The sequence below is a fragment of the Streptomyces naganishii JCM 4654 genome (genome assembly GCF_014650575.1).
In the GTDB taxonomy this organism is placed as follows: Bacteria; Actinomycetota; Actinomycetes; order Streptomycetales; family Streptomycetaceae; genus Streptomyces; species Streptomyces naganishii.
This window is the reverse complement of record NZ_BMVF01000004.1, coordinates 381,800-407,076: the sequence shown is the minus strand read 5'-3', so window position 1 is coordinate 407,076 and position 25,277 is coordinate 381,800. Positions and strand designations below refer to the sequence as shown.

Below are 25,277 nucleotides of genomic sequence, written 5' to 3'. Positions count from 1 at the left end.
CACTCCTTCCGTAACCCGCCTACCGAGTCAGCTGTCGGGTTCGGGCGGAGGTGCTACGGAAGGTGTGCCCTACGGCCTTGCCCTCACGGGCGGTCGGCCGATTCACCCCAATGTCGGTTGGGTCCCCGGCCCCGGATCGCCGTGCGGCGCGCCGGACTCGGCGGAGGCAGCGCGATCCGACGCGACTCGCCGGAGGCAATCGTGCGGCCTGGGCGTCAACTTAGCGAACGTGTGTGCCTCGTGTGAAGATTGAAGGGCGGAATGTCCGATACGTTTTTGTGACCTTTCCGTGGCCGGACCGGGTCGCGCGTCCGTCACCAGCCCGTCAGGAGCAGGTGGTTGATCAGCAGCCCGAGGAGGGCCTGGCCGGCCAGCCACCCCCGGGGCCGGTCCAGCAGGGCGTCCGCCGGGAGCAGCCACATGGCGAAGGGCAGCCAGATGCGTTCGGTCTCCGCCTTGCTCATGCCGGACAGGTCGGCGACGAGCAGCGCGAGCAGGGTGCACAGCACGAGCAGACCGAGGCGTGCCTGTGCGGTCACCGGATCCCGGCTCTGGACCGGCCCGCGGTCGAGCACCTCGGTGCGGCGGCCGGCCAGTGCCGTGACGGCCCGGGGCAGCGCGGCCGCCGTGGCGGGGCCCGTGATCAGCACCGTGCAGGCCAGGTTGGCCCACACCCAGTAGCCGTACGGCCGGATGCCGCCCACACCCTGGTAGTAGCGCCGTACCAGCAGCCGGTACGCCTCCCACCAGTCGAACCCGGCGAGGGTGAACAGCACCGGGACGACGGCCAGCCCGCCGAGGAAGAGCGGCAGCCCGCGCAGCAGCGAGCCCGGCCCCACGCGCGCCAGGAGCACCACACCGGCTGCGATCACCGCGAACAGGGTGAGCCCGTAGGAGAGGTAGCAGGTCAGCCCGAACAGCAACCCCGACCCGGACGCGGCGGCCGCCCGCGTGGCGGTACGGCCCCGGCCCGCCACCGCCACCGCGAGGAGCGCCACCGACCAGGCGGCCGCGGCCGCGAACCAGCCGTCCGCGGACGCCCCCACCCACACCGCCGCCGGCGCGGCCACCAGGAACGGCGCCGCCCGGCGCGCCAGGGACTCCCCGGCCAGTGCGCGCAGCGCCACCAGTACCGCCACGCACGCCGTCGTACCGGACGTCACGCACCACGCTCCGGCCCAGCCCCCGCCGCCCAGCCCCACGCGGTCCAGCAGGACGAAGGTGAGCGTCGCCGCCGGAGGGTGGCCGGCGATGTGGGCGGGCCAGGGCGCGGGGGAGCCCTCCACGATGTGGTGGGTGAAGTCCCGCAGCGTGGCCGGGATGTCGTGGAAGCGGCCGATCACGCTGAGGTACTCGTTGCCGGTGGTGAGGCGGGTGGCCACGCCCCGCCGCCAGCCGTCGACCAGCGCCAGCGACCACGTCCACGCAAGGGAAGCGGCCCACGCGCCGGCGAGCAGCCCCCGCCACGGCAGCCGGGCGGCCAGCGCCGGCCCGTACGCCACCACTCCGGCCGCCACCAGCACGGCGGCCGGAGTGCCCGGCCCGACGTGGGGGTTCCAGGCGGCGAACAGCGGGGGCCAGGCGACGAACAGGATGTGGTGGGCGTCCTGGATGTGGCGGCCCACGAGGACGGCGGTCAGGACGAGCAGGGCGGCGGCCGCGGCGGCGGACAGCTCGCGCAGGAGAGGGCGGGTCACACCGGAGAACCTAGGTCGGAGTGCGGCCGCCGAGGGCCCGCGCGGCCCGGACGTCAGCGTTTCGTCATCGGTTGCGGGCCCTTTCATGGGCCTGCCCCGGCCTACCGTCGGGACATGAGCGATCAACGGCTCCCCACCTCCCCCGGCTTCTGGCGCAGCCCCCTGCGCGGCCCCTGGTTCACCTCGGTGCTGGGGCTGGTCCTGCTCGCCGGGATCACGGTGTTGTTCGTGACCGGCCTGGTGTCGTACGCCGCTTACAACCCGGGCCTGTCCCCGGTCAACGACCAGACCCCCGGCAAGGGCCTCCTCGGGTTCTACCTTTTCACCTGGCCCACCCGGCCGTACTGGCTGTACCGGCTCACCCAGGGCGTCCACGTCACGCTCGGGATCGCCCTGATCCCCGTGCTGCTCGCCAAGCTGTGGTCGGTCGTGCCCAGACTCTTCACGCTGCCGCCGGCGCGCTCGCTCGCCCACGCGCTGGAGCGGATCTCGCTGCTCCTGCTGGTCGGCGGCGGCCTGTTCGAGTTCACCACCGGCGTGCTCAACGTCCAGCTCGACTACGTCTTCCCCGGTTCGTTCTACCCGCTGCACTTCTACGGCGCCTGGGTCTTCTTCGCCGCCTTCCTCGTCCACGCCGCCCTGAAGACACCGGCGGCGCTGCGCAACGTGCGCCGGATACGCCAACGGCCGCGCCCGGAAAGCGACTTGCGCTCGCCCCGGCCCGATCCGCCCACCGTCTCGCGGCGCGGGGCGCTCTGGCTGGTCGGCGGCGGATCGCTGCTGCTGCTCGCCACCACGGCCGGCCGCAGCTTCGACGGGCCCCTGCGGCGCACCGCCCTGCTCGCCCCGCACGGCGGGGCCGAACCGGGCGGCGGACCCGGCGGGTTCCAGATCAACAAGACCGCCGCGTACGCGGGCATCGACCCGGCCGAGACCGGCGACGAGGCATGGCGGCTGGTCGTCACCGGCCGCACCGGCACCGTCCGGCTCTCCCGCGCCGACCTGCTGCGCGGGCCCCTGCACAGCTCGTCGCTGCCCATCGCGTGCGTGGAGGGCTGGTCGACGTCCGACCAGTGGTGGCGCGGGGTCCGGCTGCGCGACCTCGCCGCGCTCGTCGGGTACGACGATCCGCCCGACGTCCTCGTGGAGTCGCTCCAGCGGCACGGCGCCTTCCGGCGTGCCGCGCTGCGGGCCAACCAGGTGCGCGACCCGCTGTCCCTGCTCGCCCTGTACGTCAACGGCGAGGAGCTGACCCCGGACCACGGCTACCCGGCCCGCGTGATCGTGCCCGCGGCGCCCGGCGTGCTCAACACCAAGTGGGTGGCCCGGCTGACCTTCGGAGACCTGCGATGACGTTCCGGCCCAGGGCGCCGCGCCTGCCCCGCGCCCCTCGTGTCCCGGTCGGCAGCCCGCTGCGACTGCTGCTGCTCGCCTGCTCGTTCGCGCTCGCCGGCTACGCGGGCCTGCGGCTCCTCGCGGGCGACTGGTTCGCGGTGGCGCTGTGGGTGGCGGGGGCCGCGCTGCTGCACGACCTGGTGCTGCTCCCGCTGTACGCGGCGGCCGACCGCGCTCTCGTACGGGCCTTCACCGCGGCCGGCCGCCGGGAGTGGGTGATGTACGTCCGGGTCCCGGCGGCCCTGTCGGGGCTGCTGCTCCTGGTGTGGTTCCCGCTGATCAGCGGGAGCGCGGGCGGGCGTTACCGGTCGGCCACCGCGCTGCCGGCGGACGGCTTCCTCACCCGCTGGCTGCTGATCACGGCCGTGCTCTTCGGCGGTTCGGCGCTGCTGTTCGTCCTGCGGCTGCGCAGGGCGACGAAGCAGCGGCCGCCCGCCGACCACTGACCGGCGCCGCGCCAGCCCGCCCGGCCGGCGTGGCGCAGCAGCGCCCCGGTGCCGACCCGCGCCCACGGGAACGGGCTGCCCGACCCGCCGCCGGTCCCGTGCACGACCTGGACGTGGACGCGCTCGTCCACGTCCACCGGCGCGGTCTCGGCGATCAGCAGACCGCCGGGGCGCAGCAGGCGGCCGAGCCGGCGCAGCAGGGCGCGCGGGTCGCCGCCGATGCCCACGTTGCCGTCCATGAGCAGGGCCGTGTCCCAACGGCCCTCGTCGGGCAGCGGTTCGAAGACCGAGCGGCGCAGCGCCGGGCCGCCGAGGCCGAGGGTGTGCCCGACCGCGGCCTCGCTGACGTCGATGCCGAGGACGGGCCGGCCCCGCGCGGCGAGCGCCGCGACCAGCCGGCCCGGCCCGCACCCCACGTCGAGCACGGCGCCCTCGCAGCGGTCGAGCACCTCCAGGTCCACCGGGTCGGGTTGCGCGCACCAGCGCTCGACCTCCAGCGGCAGCAGCCATCCGTCGGCGCGGCGCAGGAAGAGCGGGCCGCGGCCGGCGCGCAGGGCGGCGGCGTAGGGCTCGTCGGCGGCCCAGGCGGGCGCGGTGGGCGCGGGGGGCGCCGGCGGGGCCGCCCGGCGCGGCGGGCCGGGCGCGATCTCGTGTGCGGTGCTCATCGCCCGGCGACCGCCCGGGTGCGGGCGAGGCACGCCGCGAAGCGGCCGTGCGGGGCGCGGGCGGCCACCGCCTCGGCGTCCTCGGCGGTGTCGACGTCGCGCAGCGGCGGCAGGTCGCGCACCCGCAGCCCGGCGGCCACCAGCCGCGCGCGCTGCGCCGCTCCCGTGCCGGCCGTCGACATCGGCACCCCGCGCAGCAGGGCGGGATCGGGCGCGGCCAGGCCCAAGGCCCAGAAGCCGCCGTCCTCGGCGGGTCCCAACAGGGCGTCGCAGCCGTCGAATTCGGTGGTCAGCAGTTCGGGTGTCACCTGCGGGGTGTCCATCCCGATGAGCAGCGCCGGGCCCCGGCAGCCCGCGAAGGCCGCGGCAAGCCGCTCGTCCAGGCCGCCCGAGCACTGCGGTACGACGTCGAAGCCGGGCGGCAGCCAGGGGCCGGGCGAGCCGTCCAGGACCAGCACGCGGCGTGCGGCCGGGGCGGCGGCGACGGCGCGGAGGGTGTCCGCGAGGGCGGCCTCGGCGAGCGCGGCCGCCTCCGGCGGGGTGAACGGCGGGGTGAGCCGCGTCTTCACCCGGCCCGGCCGGGGCTCCTTGGCGATGACGAGCAGCGTGTTCAACGGAGGGTTCCTCTCGGCAGGGCGGGGGACGCCGGCAGACGCGGTTCCGCGCCCTGGGTGGTCGCAAGGGGTCCCGCGGGGGCGGGCTCCGTGCCGGGTGACGCGACGGCGGCGGTAGGCGGCTTCGGGGGCGCCGGTTCGGCGAGGACGCGGCTCATGTCCCGCACGGCCTGCCAGGTGCCGCGCCAGGTGCCCGTGACCTTGGAGGCGCCGGTGCGCGGCAGGTACGGCACGTCGTGCTCGGTGACGCGCCAGCCCGCATCGGCGGCCCGCACCACCATCTGGAGCGGGTAGCCGCTGCGCCGGTCGGTGAGCCCGAGGGCGAGCAGCGGGGCGCGCCGGGCCGCGCGCAGCGGGCCGAGGTCGCGCAGGCGCAGCCCGGTGCGGCGGCGCAGCAGCCGGGCCAGCACGAGGTTGCCGGCCCGGGCGTGCGCGGGCCAGACGCCCCGGCGCGCGGGCCGGCGCCGGCCGAGCACCAGGTCGGCGGCGCCCGAGCGCACCTCAGAGACGAAGGGCACCAGCAGCGCCGGGTCCAGGGAGCCGTCGCAGTCGCAGAAGCAGACGACGTCGGCGGTCGCGGCGGCGAGACCGGCGTGGCAGGCGGCGCCGAAGCCGCGGCGCGGCTCGTGCACGACGGTGGCCCCGAGCGCACGCGCGATCCGGGCGGAGCCGTCGGTGGAGCCGTTGTCCACCACCAGGGCCCGCCAGCCCTCCGGGATGCGGGAGAGCACCCAGGGCAGGGCGCCGGCCTCGTTCAGGCAGGGGAGCACCACGTCGACGTCGGGTGGTGTGGGAGAGGTCGTCACGGCTCTCACCCTACGAACGCAAAAGGTGCGTACCGGACCTCGGCTCCTTACGAAACGCGGACGTCCGGCGCGGGCCGCCGGACAGGGGCGGCACGGACGCGGGCGCGGTGCCAGGCTGGACGCATGCAGCAGCCGTACGAGCCCCCCGGGGCGCATCCCGCCGAGCGGAAGCCGGCCGGGGCCGCCCGCGTCCTGGTCGTGGACGACGACCCGACCGTCGCCGAAGTCGTCTCCGGCTACCTCGACCGCGCCGGCCACATCGTCGACCGGGCCGGCGACGGGCCCACCGCGCTCGCGCGGGCCGCCGAGCACCGGCCGGACCTGGTGGTCCTCGACCTGATGCTGCCGGGCATGGACGGCCTGGAGGTGTGCCGCCGGATCCGCGGCCGGGGGCCGGTGCCGGTCATCATGCTGACCGCACGCGGGGACGAGGACGACCGCATCCTGGGCCTGGAGGTCGGCGCCGACGACTACGTCACCAAACCGTTCAGCCCCCGGGAACTCGTCCTGCGCGTCGAGTCGGTGCTGCGTCGCACCCGGCCCGCCGCTGCCGCCGGTGCCGGTGCCGGTGCCGGTGCGGGGATCGGCGGGGGCGCCGGTGACGCGGCCGCGCAGGCGCTCGGCGCGGCCGGCCTCGTCGTCGACCCGGCCGCCCGCCGCGCCACCAAGCACGGCGCCCCGCTCGCGCTGACCCTGCGCGAGTTCGACCTTCTCGCCTTCTTCCTGCGCCACCCCGGCCGCGCGTTCAGCCGCGAGGACCTGATGCGCGAGGTGTGGGGCTGGGACTTCGGCGACCTGTCCACGATCACCGTCCACGTCCGGCGGCTGCGCGGAAAGGTCGAGGACGACCCCGCCCGCCCGCGTCTGATCCAGACCGTCTGGGGCGTCGGGTACCGCTTCGACCCCTCGGACCAAGGAGGGAGTTGAGCGTGCGCGACACCTTGCTCATCGCCCTGTACGCCTTCCTCGGCGCCGCCGCGACCGGCCTGGCCGGAGCCGGGGTGCTGCGGCTGATCCGGCGGCGCTCGCTCACCGCCTCGCTCACCGTGGTCGCGGCGGTGGCGGTGTGCGCGATGCTCGCGGGCACGCTGGCCGTGGCCCAGGCGATGTTCCTGTCCGCGCACGACCTGTCCGTGGTGACCACGGTGGTGGCCATGGCCGCCGTGGTCTCGCTGGCCACCGCGCTGCTGCTGGGCCGCTGGGTAGTGGCGCGCAGCAGGGAACTGGCCCGCGCCGCGCGCTCGTTCGGCGACGGCGGGGACTTCGCCGCGCCCGACGGCCCGGCCACCGCCGAACTGGAGTCCCTCAGCCGGGAACTGGCCGCGACCAGCGCCCGGCTCGCCCGGTCACGGGAACGCGAGCGGGCGCTGGAGTCCTCCCGCCGGGAGCTCGTGGCCTGGATCTCGCACGACCTGCGCACGCCGCTGGCCGGACTGCGCGCCATGTCGGAGGCCCTGGAGGACGGTGTGGCCGCCGACCCGGACCGCTACCTCAAGCAGATCCGCACCGAGGTGGAGCGCCTGAACGACATGGTGGGCGACCTGTTCGAACTCTCCCGCATCCACGCGGGCAGCCTCGCCCTCACCCGCTCCCGCATCTCGCTGTACGACCTGGTCGGCGACGCCCTCGCGGGCGCGGACCCGCTGGCCAGGGAACTGGGCGTGCGTCTGGTGGGGGACCGGGTGGAGCCGGTGCCGGTCGAGGTGGACGGCAAGGAGATGAGCCGGGTGCTCGGCAACCTCCTGGTCAACGCGATCCGCCGCACGCCCGCCGACGGCACGGTCGCCGTCGCCGCACAGCGCTCGCCCGAGGGCGTCGTGCTCTCCGTCAGCGACGGGTGCGGCGGCATCCCCGAGGAGGACCTGCCGCGCGTCTTCGACACCGGCTGGCGCGGCACCCACGCCCGCACACCCCCGGCCGGCGCCGGCCTTGGCCTCGCCATCGTCCGGGGCATCGTCGAGGCCCACGAGGGCCAGACCTTCGTACGCAACATCCCCGGCGGCTGCCGCTTCGAGGTCCGCCTCCCGGCAGCCGGCGGCTGAACGCGCCGCGTCCTGCCCGGCCGGCGCTCTGCTCACCTGCCGGCGGGGGCGCCGGCCCGCGCTCGCGGTCACGCGCGGGCGAACTCCCGGACGCCCGCCTCGAAAGCGACCCGGGGGGTCCAGCCCAGGTCCGCGCGGAGGCGGGCCGAGTCGGCTGTGATGTGGCGGACGTCGCCCAGGCGGTACTCGCCGGTGACGACGGGGTCGGGGCCTCCGTGGGCGGCGGCCAGGGACCGCGCCATCTCGCCGACGGTGTGCGGCTCGCCGCTGCCCGTGTTGTAGGCGGTGAGCACCCCTCGCGCCGTGTCCGCCTCCAGCGCTGCCACGTTGGCCGCGGCCACGTCCCGGACGTGGACGAAGTCCCGCCGCTGGCCGCCGTCCTCGAACACGCGCGGCGCCTCGCCCCGGGCCAGGGCCGAACGGAAGAACGAGGCCACGCCCGCGTAAGGGGTGTCGCGGGGCATGCGGGGCCCGTACACGTTGTGGTAGCGCAGCGACACCGCCGAACCGCCCGTCGACCTGGCCCACGCGGCCGCCAGGTGCTCCTGGGCCAGCTTGGTCGTGGCGTACACGTTGCGGGGGTCGGCCGGCGCGTCCTCGCCGACCAGCCCGGGCAGCAGCTCCCGGCCACACTCGGGGCACACCGGCTCGAACCGTCCGGCGTCCAGGTCGGGCACGGCCCGCGGCCCCGGCCTCACCACCCCGTGCGCCGCGCACTCGTAGCGCCCCTCCCCGTACACGACCATCGACCCGGCCAGCACCAGGCGGCGCACGCCCGCTCGCGCCATGGCGGTGAGCAGCACGGCCGTACCCAGGTCGTTGTGGGAGACGTACTCGGCCGCGTCGGCCACCCCGTTCCCCAGGCCGACCATCGCCGCCTGGTGGCACACGGCGTCCACCCCGCGCAGCGCCCGGCCGACCGCCTCGGGATTCCGTACGTCCTCGCCCGCCGGCCCCCGCACGTCGAGGACCACGGGTTCGTGCCCGCCCCCCGCCAGCGCCTCGACGACATGGGACCCGATGAAACCGGCACCGCCGGTGACCAGTACGCGCATGCCGCCACGCTAGGCCCGCCGCGCCGCCCGCCCCACGCCCGGCGCCGCCATGTCACCACTTGGTAAGACCGCGCGCGGTGGGCGCGGCGCGGGCGTGGCACCCTGGCCCCATGTGCGGACGCTATGTCTCCACCCGCGGCCCCGAGGATCTGGCCCGGCGGTTCGAGGTGACCGAGTGGCACGCGACGGACGGACCGGCCCCCAGCTGGAACGTCGCCCCGACCGACGAGGTCTGGGCGGTGCTCGAACGCGCCCCGCGCGGCCAGAAGGGCGGCGGGCCGGCCCCGGTGCGCAGGGAACTGCTGCCGCTGCGCTGGGGACTGGTCCCGTCCTGGGCCAAGGACGTGCGGACCGGCGCCCGGATGATCAACGCCCGGGTGGAGACCGTGCACGAGAAGCCCGCCTTCCGCACCGCCTTCGTCCGCCGCCGCTGCCTGCTGCCCGCCGACGGCTTCTACGAGTGGGAGCAGGTCAAGGCCGGGGACACCGGCAGGACGCGCAAGCAGCCGTACTTCATCCACCCCGAGGACGGCGGGGTCATGGCGCTCGCCGGGCTCTACGAGTACTGGCGCGACCCCGCCGTCGAGCGCGACGACGACCCGGCCGCCTGGCTCATGACCTGCACCGTCATCACCACCGAGGCCACCGACGCGGCCGGGCGCGTGCACCCGCGGATGCCACTCGCGATCGGCCCCGAACACTACGGCGACTGGCTCGACCCGGCCCGGCGGGACGCCGAGGGGCTGCGGGAACTGCTGACCACGCCGGCGGACGGCCAACTCGACGCCCGCCCCGTCTCCCCGGCCGTCAACGACGTCCGCAACAACGGCCCGGAACTGCTGACACCCGCGTCGCCGGCCACGTAACCGGCGCCGCCGTCCCCGGTCACGCAACCGCGCCGGCGTCCCCGGCCACGCGACCGGCTACGGACGCGAGCCCCCGTTCGCGTTCGCGCCGCCTTCCGGGACGAGCCGCAGCAGCAGCGCGAGGAGTTGTGCGCGGTCCTCGCCGGACAGCGGGGCGAAGCAGTCGGCGAGCACCTGGTCGGCCACCTTGTGCCCGGCGGCCAGCACCCGCTCGCCCTCCGCCGTGAGGTGGTGCTCGATGCGCCGGCCGCGCCCCGGCCGGCGCTCGACCAGGTGCTGGGCCGTCAGCCGGCCCACCAGCGTGCCGAAGGCCTGCTCGCTCTGGAACGTGGCCGCCGCGAGTTCCCGGGCCGAGGCCCCCGGCGTCCGCGCGACGGCGCGCAGCGCGTCCCACTGGGCGAGCGTCGTCCCGACGCCGGACAGGGCGCTGTCCAGCGCCCGGTGCTGCCGGTACTGGGCGGACTTGACCGCCCGTCCGAGAGTCTGCGGGTCAGCGTGCATGACCGCAGTGTAACGCGTGACTAAGCTAGCTTAAATAAAGATGTTTAGTTACTGTGTCCGTCATGACCACCGAACACACGGCGAACGTGTACCCCGACCTGCCCCTCACCCTCTCCGAGTCCGGCACCGGCCGCCCGGTGCTGATCCTGCACGGCGGCGGAGGTCCGGCCACGGTCGCCGGCCTCGCCGCGCACCTGTCCCGCACCGCGCACACCCTCACCCCCGTGCACCCCGGCTGGGACGGCACGCCCCGCCCCGGCCGGCTCACCGGCGTCGACGACCTCGCCGTGGCCTACCTGCGCCTGCTGGCCGACCGGGGCCTGGACGACGTCCTGGTCGTCGGCTCCTCGCTCGGCGGCTGGATCGCTGCCGAGATGGCCCTGCGCGACACCGCCGGGCTCATCACCGGACTGGTGCTGATCGACGCGGTCGGCGTGCACGTGCCGGGAGAGACCCCGGCCGACGTCTTCGCCCTCGACCCGCGCGGTCTGGCCGAGCGCTCCTGGCACGACCCGGACGCCCACTTCGTCGACCCGGCCGGCCTCTCCGGCGCCCGACTCGCGAGCCTCCGGGCCAACATGGCCACCATGCGCGTCCTGGCCGGCGACCCCTACATGCACGACCCCGGGCTCCTGCGCCGCCTCGGGCGCGTCCGCACACCTGCCCTGCTGGTGTGGGGCGCGAGCGACCGCATCGTCACGCCCGCCTACGGCGCGGCCTACGCCGCCGCCTTCGGCGACGGCCGCATGGAGGTCGTCGCCGAGGCGGGGCACCTGCCGCACATCGAGCGGCCCGACGCCACGTTCGCTCTGATCGACGCCCATCTGCGCCGCACGACGGCCGGTGCGGCGCCTCGGTCCGCCACCGGCCCGACCGCCCGCACGGCGACCTGACCCGGCGGCCGAACTTTTGGGCCGGGCCGGAAGGGGCACGCGGTGGGGGTACGACCCCCGAGCCGAGGAACGGTGTCAGCGATGGCCGAGTACGAACGTTCACGCACCATGCCGGCCCAGCCCGAGCAGGTCTTCGACCAGGCCGCCAACGTCTCCCAGTTCGACGCCTGGCTGCCGGACGCCCTGCACGTACGGGCGCAGGAACCGCCCGCCGTCACGGTCCACGAGGACCGCACCGACGAGGACACCTCGGCCCTGATGCGCGCCGAACGCGACCAGATGCGCATCGAGTGGGGCACCCGCGAGCAGGGCGGCTACGCGGGCTGGCTCCAGGTCGCCGGAATCGGCAGCGGCGCCAGCGAGGTGACCGTTCACCTCTCCTTCTTCGAGGACAGCCACGACCCCGGCGAGCGGGCCGCCCGCGACGCCCTCGACGGGAGCCTGCGGCGCCTGGAGGAGCAGGTGCGGCTGCGTGTCGACAACGCGGCCGGCTGACACGTGGCCGGCTGACCGCGGGTCCCGTCCGGCCGTGAACACGCCACGGTGTGCGGCCCGCTGACGGAACCGCACATCGTGACTTCAGTGAACTGGATCAGTGTCAGCGGCCGCCGTGGTCGCCGCCGCCGTGGTCGCCGCCGCCGTGGTCGCCGCCACCGTGATCGCCACCGTGGTCGCCGCCGCCGTGGTCACCGCCGCGGCCGAAGTCGCCGTGGTCACCGTGGTCGCCGTGGTCGCCGCGGCCGAAGTCGCCGTGGTCACCGTGGTCGCCGCGGTGGTCGCTGTTGTCACCGCAGTTGTCCCACCAGTCGCCGTTGTGGCGGTTGTGGTCGGAGCAGTCGCGGCTGAAGCTGTAGTGGTCGTGGGTGTAATGGCTCGAGTCGTGAGCCGAAGCGGTCCCCGCTGCGCCGATCGCCGCGCCGCCGGCCAGCAGAACGCCGCTTGCCGACACCGCGAAAAGGCGCTTAACGCGCTGTGCTCGCATGGGTATACCTTTCTTTCCCATCGTCTCGCGCGAAGGACGGCGCGAGAATGATGGCCGCGGCCGCCAGGTGAGAAGTGCGGCGCGGTCTTCCGGTGTCGCCGCTGAATGTGAGAAGCACGTCTCAGCCCCCGCCGCCCGCCCGCGTCGCGTTCAGCGGACGAGTTCTGCGGCAACGGGCCCCCGTTGTGGAGACCTCGCCGGGCGGGGCGTGCCCCGGTTGCGGCTCTCACTGGTAGACGCTAGTCGCCGCTTCGCGGGTCGGCATCTCGAGCGGGCGCCCGCGCAACAGTGGGTTATAAGCGGGCATAACGGACGGGTTGCCGGGCATAAGCACAGACGCACAAGGGGGTGCGTCACATGTCCACGGGAACACTTCTAGCGATCATCATCCCCATCGTCGTCGTACTCGCCCTGATCGCCGTGGCGGCCTCGCTGCTGACGCGGCGCCGCCGCCTCCGTGACCGCTTCGGCCCGGAGTACGAACGGACGGTGGAGGGCGCCGACAGCCGCCGGGACGCGGAGCGCGAGCTCAGGGCCCGCGAGAAGCGGCACGACGCCCTGGACATCAAGCCGCTGCCCGCCGCGGCGCGCGAGCGCTACACGCACGAGTGGAGCAACGTCCAGCAGGAGTTCGTCGACCGGCCCGAGGACGCGGTGCACGACGCCGACCGGCTGGTGACCTCGCTGATGCACGAGCGCGGCTACCCGACCGAGGGCTTCGAGCAGCAGGCCGAGGACCTCTCGGTCCAGCACGGCCGGACCCTCGAGCACTACCGGGCCGCCCACGAGGTCGAGACGCTCAGCACCCGCAGCAGGGCCACGACCGAGCAGCTCAGGGGCGCGATGGTGCACTACCGCGCGCTCTTCGACGAACTGCTCTCCGACGGAGGCCGCGCCCAGCACGCCCCCTCCTGACCAGCCCGCCATCCGTCATCCCGGCCGCCGGCCGCCCGAGGGTCGGGCCGGCAGGGAGGAAGCCATGCACAGCAACGAGGAACCGACCCGCGCGGGCGGCGCCCTGTCCACCGAGGACCTGGCCCAGCCACCCGGCGCCCCGGCACCCGGCGGCGCGCAGCCGCAGGACACCGGGCCCGCGGCACCCGTCTACCCGGGCGAGAGCACGGGGGAGGGGGCGCCCCCGCAGCCCACCCCGGACAGCCCCGCCGGCCCGGCGGACACCACCACCAGCGTCCCGGGAGACACCCGCGCCCAGGGCGCCACCGAAGGAGGAACCGCGGAGGGAAGCGGAGAAGAAGCCGCCCCCGAGTTGCTCACCGCCGAGGAGGAGCGAAGCTTCCGCGACCGCTGGCACGAGGTGCAGAGCCGCTTCGTGGACGACCCGCGCGAGGCCGTGCACACCGCCGACGGCCTGGTCGCCGACGTCATGCAGACGCTGGCCGCGACCTTCGCCCGGCACAAGCAGGACCTCGAGGGCCAGTGGAGCCAGGGTGAGCGCGTGGACACCGAGGACCTGCGCAGGGCGCTGCGCCGCTACCGCTCGTTCTTCAACCGGCTGCTCAGCACCTGAGCGCATCCGCATCCGGCACGTATCGCCGGGCGCCGCACGGGTAGACGGTGCGGCGCCCGGCGTGTCGTGCGCGGGGCCGAGGGTGCTGAGAGACGATGGGGCGTGCCTCGACGGCGAAGGGGCCGCGGGGCCGGGCTCGGGACGGAGGGGCTGCGGTGGACCAGCGGGTCACGGGGCAGTGGACGGGGGAGGAGACCGACCGGCGGCGGCTCATCCCCCGCACCGACGCCGTACTGCGCGACCCCCGCCTGGTCGACGCGTCGGCGCGGCTCGGACCCGGACCGGTCAGGGACGCCGTACGCCAGGCGCAGCAGCGGGCGCGCGAAGGCGCCGTCGCGCCGGAGGAGGTCCCCGACACCGCCGTCGCGCTGCTGCCGCGCACCGCCGGCGGGCTGCGCCCGGTGATCAACGCCACCGGGGTGCTGCTGCACACCAACCTCGGCCGGGCGCCCCTGTCGGCGGCGGCCCGGCAGGCCGTGCAGGAGGCCGCGGGGCCCACGGACGTGGAACTGGACCTCGAGACGGGGGTACGGGCCCGCCGTGGCCGTTCCGCGCTCGCGGCGCTGCGCGACCGGGTGCCCTCGGCCGGCGCCGCGCACGTCGTCAACAACGGCGCCGCCGCCCTCGTGCTCGCCGCCACCGCGCTGGCCGCCGGCCGGGAGATCGTCATCAGCCGGGGCGAGATGGTCGAGATCGGCGACGGCTTCCGGCTGCCGGACCTGCTGGTCTCCACCGGCGCCCGGCTCCGCGAGGTCGGGACGACCAACCGTACGAGCACCGCCGACTACGCCGACGCGATCGGCCCCGAGACGGCGTTCGTGCTCAAGGTGCACCCCTCCAACTTCCGCATCACCGGCTTCACCCGGACCGCCGAGGCCGGGGAGCTGTCCCGGCTGGGCGTGCCCGTGGTCGTCGACATCGGCTCCGGGCTGCTCGCCCCGCACCCGCTGCTGCCCGAAGAGCCCGACGCCGAGACCCAGTTGAGGTCCGGAGCGGCGCTGGTGACGGCGAGTGGGGACAAGCTGCTCGGCGGCCCCCAGTGCGGACTCCTCCTTGGTGAGGAGGGCCTCGTACGGACACTGGCCCGGCACCCGCTGGCCCGCGCCCTGCGCGTGGACAAGCTGACCCTGGCCGCCCTGGAGGCCACCCTCACCGGACCGGATACGCCGACCGCCGAGGCCCTCGCCGCCGACCCGGACGAACTCACCCGCCGGGCCGGCCGGCTCGCCGCCGACCTGAGCGACGCCGGAGTCGACGTACGGGCCGTGCCCTCGGCGGCCACGGTGGGCGGCGGCGGGGCGCCCGGCGTGACCCTGCCCAGCGCCGCGCTGTCCCTGCCCGAGCACTACGCCGCCCGGCTGCGCACCGGCCCCGTGCCCGTGGTGGGACGCCTGGAGGCGGGGCGGTGCCTGCTGGACCTGCGATCCGTGCCGCCCCACGACGACGAACCGCTGGCCCGGGCCGTGCGGTCGGCCGCGGAAGGATAGGTGGGCGCGATGCGGGTGCTGGCCACCGCGGGCCACGTCGACCACGGTAAGTCCGCCCTGGTACGGGCCCTGACCGGGATGGAACCCGACCGCTACGAGGAGGAGCGCCGCCGCGGACTGACCCTGGACCTCGGCTTCGTGTGGACCGCTCCCGACGGCGCCGGCGGCGAACCGCTCGCCTTCGTCGACGTGCCCGGGCACGAGCGGTTCGTGTCCACCATGCTGGCCGGCGTGGGACCCGTGCCCGCCGTGCTCTTCGTGGTGGCCGCCGACCAGGGCTGGCAGCCCCAGTCCCAGGAGCACCTGGAGATCCTCGACGCCCTCGGCGTACGGCACGCCGTGCTCGCGGTGACCCGCAGCGACCTCGCCGACCCGGAGCCGGTGCGCGCCGAGGCCGCCGAGCGCCTGGCCCGCACCTCGCTCGGCGCCGTGCCGTCCGTCGCGGTGAGCTCGGTGACCGGCGCGGGCCTCGCCGAGCTGCGCGCCGAGCTGGCCCGGATGGCCGGCGCGCTGCCCGAGCCGCCCGCCGACGCGGACGTACGGCTGTGGCTGGACCGAGCGTTCACCGTGCGCGGCCACGGCACGGTGGTGACCGGCACGCTCGGCTCCGGCACCCTGCGCACCGGCGACCGGCTGGTGACCGGGGACGGGCGGACCGCGCTGCGGGTACGGGGACTGCAGTCCCTGAACCGGGAGCGGAGCGCCGTCAGCGGGGTGGCCCGGGTCGCGGTCAACGTCCACGGCCACCAGGACGGCGCCCTCGGCCGCGGCCAGGTACTGCTCACCCCCGGCCGCTGGCTGCTCACCGACCTCGTGGACGCCCGCATCGCCGGGGAGCCGGCCGCCGACCTGCCCCGTACGGTCACCCTGCACATCGGCACCGCCGCCGTGCCCGTGACCGTACGGCCACTGGGCGAGGACACCGCCCGGCTGACCCTGCGCCGCGCCCTGCCCCTGCGCATCGGGGACCGGGCGGTCCTGCGCGAACCGGGCGGCGGCCGCAGGCCCTGCGCGGTGACCGTCCTGGACGTGCGCCCGCCCAGGCTGGCGCGGCGCGGCGCGGCACGCGCGAGGGCCGCGGAGCTGACCGGCATGAGCGGCAGGCCCGACGGCGCGGCCGAGCTGCGGCAGCGCGGCCTGATCCGCCGCGCCGACCTGCTCGCCATGGGTGTGGCCCCGCCCGCCGAGCCCGTCGCCGGGGACTGGCTCGCCGACGGCCACCACTGGGCGCGGCTGCGCGAACGCCTGACCGACGAGGTCGAGCGGTACGCGGAGGAGCACCCCATGGAACCGGGCCTGCCCACCGAGGCGGCCCGGCGTCTGCTGCGCCTGCCCGACCGCGCACTGGTCGACGCGCTCGCCGCGAGCCCGGGCGAGCCCCGCCTCGCGCACCGCAACGGCCGCCTGCACGGCCCCGGGAGCGGGGGGCCCACCCTCCCGCCGCGCCTGCGGGCGGCCGTCGACGCCGTGCGCGGCGACCTCGAACGGGCGCCGTTCCGCGCCCCGGACGCCGACCGTCTGGCCCGGCTCGGCCTGGACCGCAAGGCGTTGGCCGCGGCCGTCGCGGCGGGCGCGCTGCTGCGGATCGCCGACGGCATCGTGCTGCTTCCGGGAGCGGAGGAGCGGGCCGCCGCGCTGCTGGGCGAGCTGCCGCAGCCGTTCACGCTCAGCGAGGCGCGCAAGGCCCTCGACACCACCCGCCGGGTCGCCGTGCCGCTGCTGGAGTTCCTCGACGGGCGCGGCCGCACCGAGCGCGTGGACGACCAGCGCAGACGCTGCCGGCCCGGCACGGCGGACGACGGAGGCGGACGGGAATCGAACCCGCCTGCCCGAGATCCTCGGACACCTCGGTTTTGAAGACCGGGAGGGCCACCAGGCACCCACACGCCTCCACCGCCGTCAGGCTACCGGACGGCCCCGCCCGAACCGGCGACCCCCCAGGCCGAACCGCCGCTCCACCGTCACCGACCCCGGAGACCGTCATGACCGCCACCCACGAAACCCCCGTACGGCTCACGCAGTTCGCCCACGGCGGCGGCTGCGCCTGCAAGATCCCGCCCGGCGAACTGGAGGACGTGCTGGGCGGCCTGTCGGCGGCGCTGCCGGCCCCCGGCGGGGCGCCGCTCCTGGTCGGGCTCGCCACCGGCGACGACGCGGCCGTCGTCGCGCTGCCCGCGCCGGACGGCACCCCCGCGCAGGCGATGGTCTCCACCGCCGACTTCTTCACCCCCGTCGTCGACGACCCCTACGACTGGGGGCGCATCGCCGCGGCCAACGCACTGTCCGACGTCTACGCCATGGGCGGCCGCCCGCTCCTCGCCGTCAACCTGCTGGCCTGGCCGCGTGACGTGCTGCCGTTCGAGCTGGCCCGCGAGGTGCTGCGCGGCGGCCTCGAGGTCGCCGCCGAGGCGGGCTGCCACGTGGGCGGCGGACACAGCGTGGACGACCCCGAACCCAAGTACGGGATGGCCGTCACCGGACTCGCGGACCCGGCGCGGCTGCTGCGCAACGACGCGGGCCGGCCCGGGCTGCCGCTGTCGCTGACGAAACCCCTGGGCCTCGGCGTGCTGAACAACCGTCACAAGGCGACCGGCGAGCGGTTCGAGCAGGCGGTGGCCACCATGGTGGCCCTCAACCGCGACGCGTCCGCCGCCGCCCTCGCCGCCGGCGCGTCCTGCGCGACCGACGTCACGGGCTTCGGCCTCCTCGGCCATCTGCACAAACTGGCACGGGCGTCGGGCGTGACCGCGGTCGTCGACACCGCCGCCGTGCCGTATCTGGACGGCGCCCGCGAGGCCGTCCGCGACGGTTACGTCAGCGGCGGCACCCGGCGCAACCTCGAATGGGTCGCGCCGCACACGGACTTCGGCGGCGCCGACACCGACACGCGCCTGCTGCTCGCCGACGCCCAGACCTCCGGCGGCCTGCTGGTCGCGGGCGAGATCCCGGGCGCCCCGGTGATCGGCGAACTCCTCCCGCGCGGGCAGCACTCGGTCGTCCTGCGGTGAGGCCCCCGCGACGGAGACCGGGGAAGGAACCCCGGTCTCCGTCCCGTCAGAGCTCGGTCCCCGTGTGCTCGTCGATGCCCGCACGCGCCCGGTAGGAGCGGACCAGCTCCACCGAGGCCGGACCCCGCGGCCGGCGGCCCGGGCGGATGTCCACGGCGAACGCCTTGGCCTCCTGGATGTGGGTGTTCGGGTCGAGCGAGAGGTGCAGCAACTCGTTCGCCGCGTCGCCCGTGGTGTAGCCGTTGGGCCCCCAGTGGTAGGGCAGGCCCACCTGGTGCAGGGCGCGCCCGTGCACCCTCAGCGGCGCCATCCGGTCGGTGACCAGCACCCTCGCCTCGATCACGCCCCGGGCGCTGACGATCGTCGCCCACCCGGTGTGCTCCAGGCCCCGCTCCGCGGCCAGTTCCGGAGAGACCTCGCAGAAGAACTCCGGTTGCAGCTCGGCCAGATACGGCTGCCAGCGCGTCATGCCGCCGGCCGTGTGGTGCTCGGTGAGCCGGTAGGTGGTGGCCACGTACGGGAACACCTCGGCGCCCGGGTCATCGGGGCTGGGCTGGTAGCGGTTGTCCGGATGCGGCGGCATCAACTGCCGTACCGGATTGCGCTGTTGCTTGTAGAGCAGGTTGGGGAAGGGCGAGTCCTGCGGCTCGTAGTGGGCCGGCAGCGGCCCGTCCGTGAGACCCGCGGGCGCGTACAGCCATGCTTTGCCGTCGGCCTGCATCACGAACGCGTCGGTGCCCGACAGCGCCTCGGCGCCCCTCGCGTCCGGCGGCGGCTGGTGGTGGGGCGACTTGTCCTTGGAGAAGTCGGCGATGTCGTGGCCCGTCCACTCGGCCTCGTCCTCGTCCCACCACACCAGTGCCTTGCGCTCGCTCCACGGCTTGCCGTCCGGGTCGGCCGAGGCGCGGTTGTAGAGGATGCGGCGGTTGGCCGGCCAGGCCCAGCCCCACTCGTTCGCCACCCAGTTCTGCTCCTTGCCCGGCTTGCGGCGGGCCGCCTGGTTGACGCCGTCGGTGTAGACGCCGCAGTAGATCCAGCAGCCGCACGCGGTGGAACCGTCGGGGTTGAGCTGCTCGTAGGAGGTCAGCGGACGGCCCTCGGCGTCATAGCCGTTGATCTCCGCCAGCACCGCCTCCGCCTCGGGCTCGGCGATCTCGCCCTTCGTCGGGTAGTCCCACGTCAGATCCAGCAGCGGCCGGTCCATCGGGTCGGTCGAACCGGCGAGCTTCTGCCGGATGATCCGCCCCAGGTGGAAGGTGAACCACAGGTCGCTGCGCGCCTCGCCGGGCGGCTCGACGGCCTGGTGGTGCCACTGGAGCAGCCGCTGGGTGTTGGTGAAGCTGCCGTCCTTCTCGGTGTGCGCGGCGGCCGGCAGGAAGAACACCTCGGTGCCGATGTCCTCGGTGCGCAGCTCCCCGGTCTCGATCTCCGGGCCGTCCTTCCACCAGGTGGCCGACTCGATCAGCGAGAAGTCCCGTACGACCAGCCAGTCCAGGTTGGCCATGCCGAGCCGCTGCAGCTTGGCGTTGGCCGAGCCCACGGCGGGATTCTCGCCGTACAGGAAGTAGCCCTTGCAGGTGCCCTCCAGCTGGGCCATCACCGTCTCGTAGGTGGAGTGCGAGCCGGTCAGCCGCGGCAGGTAGTCGAAGCAGAAGTCGTTGTCCGGGGTGGCCGCCTCGCCCCAGTAGGCCTTGAGCAGGCTCACCAGGTACGAGCGCATGCCGCCCCAGAAGCCCTTGCTCGCCGCCTCGGCGTGCACGAAGGCGTCCAGGTCCTCCTGCTTGTGCGCGTGCGGCATCGGGATGTACCCGGGCAGCAGGTTGAACAGGGTGGGGATGTCCGTCGACCCCTGGATGGAGGCGTGCCCGCGCAGCGCGAGGATGCCGCCGCCCGGCCGGCCGATGTTGCCCAGCAGGAGCTGCAGCACCGCGGCCCCGCGGATGTACTGCACGCCCACCGTGTGCTGGGTCCAGCCGACCGCGTAGGCGAACGCGGTGGTCCGCTCGCGCCCGGAATTCTCCGTGACCAGCTCGCACACCTGCCGGAACTGCTCCTGCGGCACCCCGCAGATCCGCTCGACCATCTCGGGCGTGTAGCGGGCGTAGTGCCGCTTGAGCACCTGGAACACGCACCGCGGGTGGGTCATGCTCTCGTCGCGCTCGGGCCTGCCCTCTCCTATGTCGGCGCCGCCCGAGCCGTGGGCCTCGCCGCGCGCCGCCGCGGTCACCGCGCTGCTGTCGCCGGTGCGCTTGTCGTACTCCTGGTCGCGCTGCCCGGAGGCCGCCTGCACCTCCATGCCCTCGTACTGCCAGCTGGTGTTGTCGTAGCTGCGGCTGTCCGGGTCGAGCCCGGAGAACACGCCGTCGAGGTCCTCGGTGTCCCGGAAGTCCTCGCCGAGCACGATCGGCCCGTTGGTGTACGCCACCACGTAGTCACGGAAGTACTTGTCGTTGCTCAGGACGTAGTTGATGATCCCGCCGAGGAAGGCGATGTCCGAACCCGCGCGCAGCGGCACGTGCACGTCGGCCAGGGCGCTGGTCCGGGTGAACCGCGGATCGACGTGGATCACCTTCGCGCCGCGGGCCTTGGCCTCCATCACCCACTGGAACCCGACCGGATGGCACTCGGCCATGTTCGAGCCCTGGATGACGATGCAGTCGGAGTTCTGCAGGTCCTGCTGGAAGGTGGTCGCGCCGCCGCGGCCGAACGAGGTTCCCAGACTGGGAACGGTGGAGGAGTGTCAAACACGCGCCTGGTTCTCGATCTGGATGGCGCCCATGGCGGTGAAGAGCTTCTTGATCAGATAGTTCTCCTCGTTGTCCAGCGTCGCCCCGCCGAGGCTGGCGATGCCGAGGGTGCGCCGGGTGCGGACGCCGTCCGCCTCCCACTGCCAGCCGTCGCGGCGGGACTTGATCACCCGGTCGGCGATCATGTCCATCGCCGTGTCGAGGTCCAGGCGCTCCCACTCGGTGCCGTGCGGCCTGCGGTACAGCACATGGTGTCCGCGGGCGCTTCCGGTGGTCAGCTGGAGGCTGGCGGCGCCCTTGGGGCACAGCCGGCCACGGGAGATGGGGGAGTCGGGGTCACCCTCGATCTGGGTGACCTGCTCGTCCTTGACGTAGACGTTCTGGCCGCAGCCCACGGCGCAGTACGGGCAGACGGACTTCACCACCCGGTCGGCGGAGGCGACCCGGGGGGTGAGCCGTGCGGTCGGCCCGCTCTTGGCGGCGGCCCCGCGGCCCAGGGGATCGGTCCCCTTGAGCTGGCGGTAGACCGGCCAGGAGTCGATCCACGTGCGTACGCCCATGTCTCACAGCCCTTTGCTCTGTCCGAAGCCTTCGTTCTTCCGGCCCGTCCGCTCCCGCGGTTCCTTCGAGGCCGCCGGCCCCTGCTCCTGCGGTACGTCGCTCCTGCTCTCGTCCTCGGTGCCCTTGCGGTCAGCGGGCCGTCCGCCGGCCTTGTCCCGCGCCCGGTCCGTCGCCGCGGCCGCGGCGCCGGCCGCGGCCACCGCGGCGGGCGGCTGCTGCGGCGCGTGCGGGTGGGGCCGGGTCGGTCCGGTCCTCCAGGACCGGACAACCTCGGAGCCCAGCCGCTCGCGGTCCTCGCGTGGGAGATTCTTCCGCAGCCGGGCGAACACGGCATCCTCGAACGCCACGTGCTTGCGCAACTGCGACTCCAGCCGCTCCACGAGCTCGTCGAACTCCTCGCTGTCGGGCGAGGCGCCCTGGAGCGCGGCCAGGGTGCCCGCGCCCTCGCGCTCCTGCTCCAGCGCCTCGTCGGCCAGCCGGTCGCCCTCGTCGAGCGCCTCACGCACGGTGGGCCACAGGTACTGCTGCTCGGAGGGTTCGTGACTGGCCAGCGCCTCGGCGATCAGGTCGACGATGGACTCGCGCCGTGACCGCTGGGCGGGTGAACCGCCCTTCTTCAGCCCCGGCAGCGCCTTGAGCTGCTTGAGCAGCGCGTTGACGCGGTCGTGGTCGCGGGTCAGCACGGCGGTGAGTTCGTGCACGTCACCGGGCGCCCGGTCGCCCTCGGGACAGGCGTCGCGGGCCTCGGCGGCCCGCCGCATCGGCCCGTCGCCGCCGGCGCGCCGCTCGAGCCAGCGCGGCACCACGTCCTTGCCGGTGGGATTGCCGGCCGGCGGGTTCGCCAGGTGCTGGGTGGACTCCTGGGGCATGCCGGGGCGGTGCTGCTCCGCGGTGGTGAGGGTGTCCCCGCCGTCGGCGGGCAGTCCCGTGGCGATCAGGAAGGCCTGTCCCGCGGGCACCCCCAGCCGGCGTCCGGCCTCCTCGTAGTCGAGGCCGTCCGCGAGCAGACGCTGCACCTGCGTGCGGCTGGGCATACGCGTCGCCTCCTTCCGGTCCGGCTGCTGCGAAGTACCCCTGTCGTCCCGCGCGAAACAGACGCCTCCCGCGCCGGGAGGTGTGAGCGCGGGACGCGGGGGGACTCCCGGCTGCGGTACGGCGGTGTGTCCGCTCGCACACTGTCCGGCATGACCGTAATGTCCGGGTGGCCGCGGTGCGGCGGGGCGCGATGGGAGTGGTCGTATGTGTGTCCGGGGCAGCCGCAGGGCCGGCGAGGGGTGACAGGGTGGTCCAGCGCCACGTCTTCGGCAGCGTCTTCGCCCTGGAGTCCGCGATCGCGGGCTTCGTCTTCCTCGTCGTCCTCGCCCTGCTCGGCCACGCCCTCCTGCGCCGCCGTGCCGCGCGCGGCACGCCGGTCACGGGGCAGCCGGAACGGCCCACGCTGGAGAAGTACTACGTCGGCGTCCTGACCGCGTTCGCGGTCTTCCTCGTCGCCTGGACCGCCTGGCAGAACCACCGGGAGCACCGGCCGCCCCGCAGCACACCCGTGACGGTCGACGTCACCGGCTTCCAGTGGTGCTGGAAGTTCTCCTACCCGCAGTCACCGGTCAAGCGCAGCGTCACCGGCACCTGCCGGGGCAGGGACCTGCCCACGCTGGTCGTGCCGGCCGGCCGCCCGGTGCGCCTGCGGCTGACCGCCAAGGACGTGATCCACTCGCTGTGGATCCCGGACCTGCGCTACAAGATGGACGCCTTCCCCGACCACGTGAACACCTTCACCCTCACCCTCGACCACGAGGGCCGCTGGCGCGGCCGGTGCGCGGAGTTCTGCGGCGAGCGGCACTACGCGATGGACTTCTGGATCAAGGCGGTCCCGCCCGACGAGTACGACCGGTTCCTGCACGGGCAGCCGCTCGCCGGGGCGGCGGCATGACGGTCGCACCCCCCGAGGACAAGGAGGCCACCGGCGGCCGGCCCGTCGCGCCGAGCGGCTGGCTGGGCTGGGCCACCTCCACCGACCACAAGCGCATCGGACTGCTCACCGTCGCCACCTCGCTGGTGCTGCTCCTGCTCATGGGCGTCCTCGCGCTGCTGATGCGCGGTCAGCTCGCCCAGCCCGACGAGCACTTCCTCGACCCCCTCACCTACAACCAGGTCTTCACCATCCACGGCTCCGGCATGATCTACATGGTCATGACCCCGTTCGCCATCGGCATGGGCGTCTACCTGGTGCCCCTCCAGATCGGCGCCCCCGGCATCGCCGCCCCCCGCCTGACCCTGCTGGGCTACTGGCTCTACGTGCTCGGCGCGGTGATGATGCTCTCCGGCTTCGCCACCCCCAACGGCGCCCACGCCGACGGCTGGTTCTCCTACCCGCCGATGGCCGACAAGGAGCACTCGCCCAGCATCGGCTCGGACCTGTGGATCGGCGGCGTCATGCTCGCCACCACCGGGGTCATCATCATGGGCTGGGCCGTGCTGTGGACGGTGCTGCGCCGGCGCGCCCGCGGCATGACCATGCTGCGCCTGCCCGTCTTCTGCTGGTCGATGATCGCCACCTGCCTGATGGTGATCGGCGCCTTCCCCGCCCTGCTCGCCGCGCTCACCCTGCTCGCCGTGGGCCGCGCCGACGCGTCCGTCTTCGCCTCCAACGTGTGGAACATCGGCTACCAGCACCTGTTCTGGTTCTACGGCCACCCCGTGGTGTACGTGATGTTCTTCCCGTTCCTGGCCGCGGTGGCCGAGGTGCTCGCCGTCTTCTCCGGCCGCCGCTTCTTCGGCTACAAGGGCACCGCGCTGTCGCTGCTGGTGTTCGCCGCCATCTCGATGAGCGTGTGGGGCCACCACATGTTCGCCACCGGGCAGGCCACCAACGACTACTACTCGCTGACCTCGATCGCCCTGCTGGTACCCGCGGGTGTGGAGTACTTCGGCATGGTGGGCACCGTCCTCGGCGGCCGGCTGCGCTTCCCCGTGCCGATGCTGTTCGCGCTGGCCTTCATCCCGCAGTTCCTGATCGGCGGGCTCACCGGCATCATGATCGGCACCCCGGTGATCGACTACCACGTCACCGACAGCTACTTCATCGTCGCCCACCTGCACTACGTGCTGTTCGCGGGCAGCGCCTTCGGCCTCTTCGCCGCCGTCTACTACTGGTTCCCGAAGGTGACCGGCGTGATGCTCGGCGAACGGCTGGGCCGGCTGCACTTCTGGCTGCTGGTGATCGGCACCAACCTGACCTTCCTGCCCATGTTCGCCCTCGGCTACCTGGGCATGCCGCGCAGGGTGGCGACGTACGCCACGTTCGACGGCTTCGCCTGGCTCAACCTGCTCGCCAGTATCGGCGCGGGCGTCCTCGCCCTCGCCATGACCGCGTTCACCGTCAATGTGCTGTGGACGCTGCGCAAGGCCGCGCTCGGCCGGTGCCGGCCGGCGGGCGACAACCCGTGGGACGCGTACACCCTGGAGTGGGCCACGACCTCGCCGCCGCCGCGCCTCAACTTCGCCCCCGGCCGGCCCGTCCCGCCCGTCACCAGCTTCGCCCCGCTGCTGGACCTCAGACAGCGCGAGGGCGGGACGCCGGCCGCGAAGGAGGCGAGCGGCTCGTGAACCGGGACGGACTCAAGGGCCGGCTGCCGTACCTCGTCGTCGCGGGCTGGGGAGTGCTCAACGGCGTACTGCTCGCGGTGCTCGGCATCTACGGGGAGAGCTCCCTGGTGTTCTGGCTGTGGGGCGGAGTCGTCGTCCTGCTCGAACTGGCCGCGCTCGCCGTCCTGGCGTCCTCGCGCTCCGGCCCCGACCAGCAGGTCCGCTACCGGCTGCCCTACCGGGGCGCGGCCGCCGTGCCGCCGGCCGCCTTCGGCTGCGCACTCGTCGCGCTGGCCTTCGTCTACGGCCTGTGGCTGCTGGCCCTCGCCGTGCCGCTGCTCGCCGTCGCGATCGCCATGGCGCTGCACGGCACCGCCGCCGAGGAAGACTGAAGGGGGC

22 protein-coding genes, 1 tRNA gene, 1 pseudogene and 1 riboswitch are annotated in these 25,277 nt (G+C 74.5%); of the genes and pseudogenes, 14 read left to right on the top strand and 10 right to left on the bottom strand.

All coding sequences use genetic code 11. The features are described 5' to 3' along the window. Window positions 1–159, bottom strand: a riboswitch (cyclic di-AMP (ydaO/yuaA leader). A 155-nt stretch (window positions 160–314) separates the two neighbouring features. Further along, window positions 315–1,697: a hypothetical protein gene (locus tag IE217_RS09805; RefSeq protein WP_190177337.1), complete on the bottom strand. Its 1,383-nt coding sequence runs from the start codon at window positions 1,695–1,697 to the stop codon at window positions 315–317. 114 nt (window positions 1,698–1,811) lie between these two features. Between IE217_RS09805 and IE217_RS09800 the strand changes: the two genes are divergently transcribed. Then, window positions 1,812–3,050: a molybdopterin-dependent oxidoreductase gene (locus IE217_RS09800; protein ID WP_190177336.1), complete on the top strand. Its 1,239-nt coding sequence runs from the start codon at window positions 1,812–1,814 to the stop codon at window positions 3,048–3,050. Window positions 3,051–3,393: 343 nt separating this feature from the next. Here the strand turns inward: IE217_RS09800 and IE217_RS35215 are convergent, their stop codons facing one another. Genes IE217_RS35215 through IE217_RS09785 form a run of 3 tightly spaced genes read right to left on the bottom strand, consistent with a single transcriptional unit; the run spans window position 3,394 to window position 5,632 of the window. Beyond that, complete coding sequence (locus tag IE217_RS35215; protein ID WP_190177335.1) at window positions 3,394–4,203, bottom strand: class I SAM-dependent methyltransferase; 810 nt, start codon at window positions 4,201–4,203, stop codon at window positions 3,394–3,396. Beyond that, window positions 4,200–4,817 carry a TIGR04282 family arsenosugar biosynthesis glycosyltransferase gene (locus IE217_RS09790; RefSeq protein WP_190177334.1) on the bottom strand — a complete coding sequence of 206 codons (618 nt, stop codon included), beginning with the start codon at window positions 4,815–4,817 and terminating at the stop codon, window positions 4,200–4,202. The genes IE217_RS35215 and IE217_RS09790 overlap by 4 nt, the downstream gene beginning before the upstream one ends. Beyond that, window positions 4,814–5,632 carry a glycosyltransferase family 2 protein gene (locus tag IE217_RS09785; RefSeq protein WP_190177333.1) on the bottom strand — a complete coding sequence of 273 codons (819 nt, stop codon included), beginning with the start codon at window positions 5,630–5,632 and terminating at the stop codon, window positions 4,814–4,816. Before IE217_RS09785 ends, IE217_RS09790 begins: the two co-directional genes overlap by 4 nt. A gap of 114 nt (window positions 5,633–5,746) precedes the next feature. On the opposite strand from IE217_RS09785, the gene IE217_RS09780 reads away from it, so the two are divergent. Further along, on the top strand, window positions 5,747–6,550 hold the full coding sequence (locus tag IE217_RS09780) for a response regulator transcription factor (RefSeq protein ID WP_190177332.1): 804 nt from the start codon (window positions 5,747–5,749) through the stop codon (window positions 6,548–6,550). Between the two features lie 2 nt (window positions 6,551–6,552). Continuing rightward, window positions 6,553–7,665 (top strand): sensor histidine kinase, encoded by a 1,113-nt coding sequence (locus tag IE217_RS09775; RefSeq protein WP_190177331.1) that lies wholly within the window; start codon window positions 6,553–6,555, stop codon window positions 7,663–7,665. A gap of 68 nt (window positions 7,666–7,733) precedes the next feature. On the opposite strand, the gene IE217_RS09770 is transcribed toward IE217_RS09775, so the two are convergent. Continuing rightward, window positions 7,734–8,720, bottom strand: coding sequence for an NAD-dependent epimerase/dehydratase family protein (locus IE217_RS09770; RefSeq protein ID WP_190177330.1), 987 nt, complete (start codon window positions 8,718–8,720; stop codon window positions 7,734–7,736). Window positions 8,721–8,830: 110 nt separating this feature from the next. Between IE217_RS09770 and IE217_RS09765 the strand changes: the two genes are divergently transcribed. Next, complete coding sequence (locus tag IE217_RS09765) at window positions 8,831–9,586, top strand: SOS response-associated peptidase (protein ID WP_190177329.1); 756 nt, start codon at window positions 8,831–8,833, stop codon at window positions 9,584–9,586. 57 nt (window positions 9,587–9,643) lie between these two features. On the opposite strand, the gene IE217_RS09760 is transcribed toward IE217_RS09765, so the two are convergent. Beyond that, the gene (locus tag IE217_RS09760; protein WP_190177328.1) at window positions 9,644–10,087 is read right to left on the bottom strand and encodes a MarR family winged helix-turn-helix transcriptional regulator; all 444 of its coding nucleotides are present in this window, start codon (window positions 10,085–10,087) and stop codon (window positions 9,644–9,646) included. Between the two features lie 62 nt (window positions 10,088–10,149). Between IE217_RS09760 and IE217_RS09755 the strand changes: the two genes are divergently transcribed. Both IE217_RS09755 and IE217_RS09750 read left to right on the top strand, forming a co-directional pair. After that, window positions 10,150–10,980, top strand: a complete 831-nt coding sequence (locus IE217_RS09755) for an alpha/beta fold hydrolase (protein ID WP_190177327.1) — start codon at window positions 10,150–10,152, stop codon at window positions 10,978–10,980. 81 nt (window positions 10,981–11,061) lie between these two features. Then, window positions 11,062–11,475 carry an SRPBCC family protein gene (locus IE217_RS09750; RefSeq protein WP_190177326.1) on the top strand — a complete coding sequence of 138 codons (414 nt, stop codon included), beginning with the start codon at window positions 11,062–11,064 and terminating at the stop codon, window positions 11,473–11,475. A 103-nt stretch (window positions 11,476–11,578) separates the two neighbouring features. On the opposite strand, the gene IE217_RS09745 is transcribed toward IE217_RS09750, so the two are convergent. Then, the gene (locus IE217_RS09745) at window positions 11,579–11,962 is read right to left on the bottom strand and encodes a hypothetical protein (RefSeq protein WP_190177458.1); all 384 of its coding nucleotides are present in this window, start codon (window positions 11,960–11,962) and stop codon (window positions 11,579–11,581) included. A 357-nt stretch (window positions 11,963–12,319) separates the two neighbouring features. Here IE217_RS09745 and IE217_RS09740 point away from each other — a divergent pair, with 357 nt between their 5' ends. From IE217_RS09740 to IE217_RS09725, 4 genes and pseudogenes are all read left to right on the top strand, one after another. Next, a complete protein-coding gene (locus IE217_RS09740; protein WP_190177325.1) occupies window positions 12,320–12,877 on the top strand; it encodes a hypothetical protein in 558 nt (185 codons plus the stop codon). A gap of 64 nt (window positions 12,878–12,941) precedes the next feature. Next, entirely contained in the window at window positions 12,942–13,490 is a 549-nt protein-coding gene (locus IE217_RS09735; protein WP_190177324.1) for a hypothetical protein, read from the top strand. A 155-nt stretch (window positions 13,491–13,645) separates the two neighbouring features. Then, on the top strand, window positions 13,646–14,977 hold the full coding sequence (gene selA / locus IE217_RS09730) for an L-seryl-tRNA(Sec) selenium transferase (protein ID WP_373297984.1): 1,332 nt from the start codon (window positions 13,646–13,648) through the stop codon (window positions 14,975–14,977). A gap of 9 nt (window positions 14,978–14,986) precedes the next feature. Continuing rightward, window positions 14,987–16,738: pseudogene (locus tag IE217_RS09725) on the top strand (SelB domain-containing protein); the annotation flags it as partial. Between the two features lie 38 nt (window positions 16,739–16,776). Here the strand turns inward: IE217_RS09725 and IE217_RS09720 are convergent. After that, a tRNA-Sec gene (locus IE217_RS09720) sits at window positions 16,777–16,869 on the bottom strand. Window positions 16,870–16,959: 90 nt separating this feature from the next. Here IE217_RS09720 and selD point away from each other — a divergent pair. Then, window positions 16,960–17,985, top strand: a complete 1,026-nt coding sequence (gene selD / locus IE217_RS09715) for a selenide, water dikinase SelD (RefSeq protein WP_190177322.1) — start codon at window positions 16,960–16,962, stop codon at window positions 17,983–17,985. Window positions 17,986–18,031: 46 nt separating this feature from the next. On the opposite strand, the gene fdh is transcribed toward selD, so the two are convergent. After that, the gene (gene fdh, locus IE217_RS09710; RefSeq protein ID WP_229865163.1) at window positions 18,032–21,292 is read right to left on the bottom strand and encodes a formate dehydrogenase; all 3,261 of its coding nucleotides are present in this window, start codon (window positions 21,290–21,292) and stop codon (window positions 18,032–18,034) included. Window positions 21,293–21,295: 3 nt separating this feature from the next. Beyond that, entirely contained in the window at window positions 21,296–22,327 is a 1,032-nt protein-coding gene (locus tag IE217_RS09700; protein ID WP_190177320.1) for a hemerythrin domain-containing protein, read from the bottom strand. A 248-nt stretch (window positions 22,328–22,575) separates the two neighbouring features. Here IE217_RS09700 and IE217_RS09695 point away from each other — a divergent pair, with 248 nt between their 5' ends. From IE217_RS09695 to IE217_RS09685, 3 genes are read left to right on the top strand one after another with little or no spacing between them, the layout of a single operon-like run. After that, window positions 22,576–23,223: a cytochrome c oxidase subunit II gene (locus IE217_RS09695; protein WP_190177319.1), complete on the top strand. Its 648-nt coding sequence runs from the start codon at window positions 22,576–22,578 to the stop codon at window positions 23,221–23,223. After that, on the top strand, window positions 23,220–24,899 hold the full coding sequence (locus IE217_RS09690) for a cytochrome c oxidase subunit I (protein WP_190177318.1): 1,680 nt from the start codon (window positions 23,220–23,222) through the stop codon (window positions 24,897–24,899). The genes IE217_RS09695 and IE217_RS09690 overlap by 4 nt, the downstream gene beginning before the upstream one ends. Further along, on the top strand, window positions 24,896–25,270 hold the full coding sequence (locus tag IE217_RS09685) for a hypothetical protein (RefSeq protein WP_190177317.1): 375 nt from the start codon (window positions 24,896–24,898) through the stop codon (window positions 25,268–25,270). Before IE217_RS09690 ends, IE217_RS09685 begins: the two co-directional genes overlap by 4 nt. Window positions 25,271–25,277: the final 7 nt, after the last annotated feature.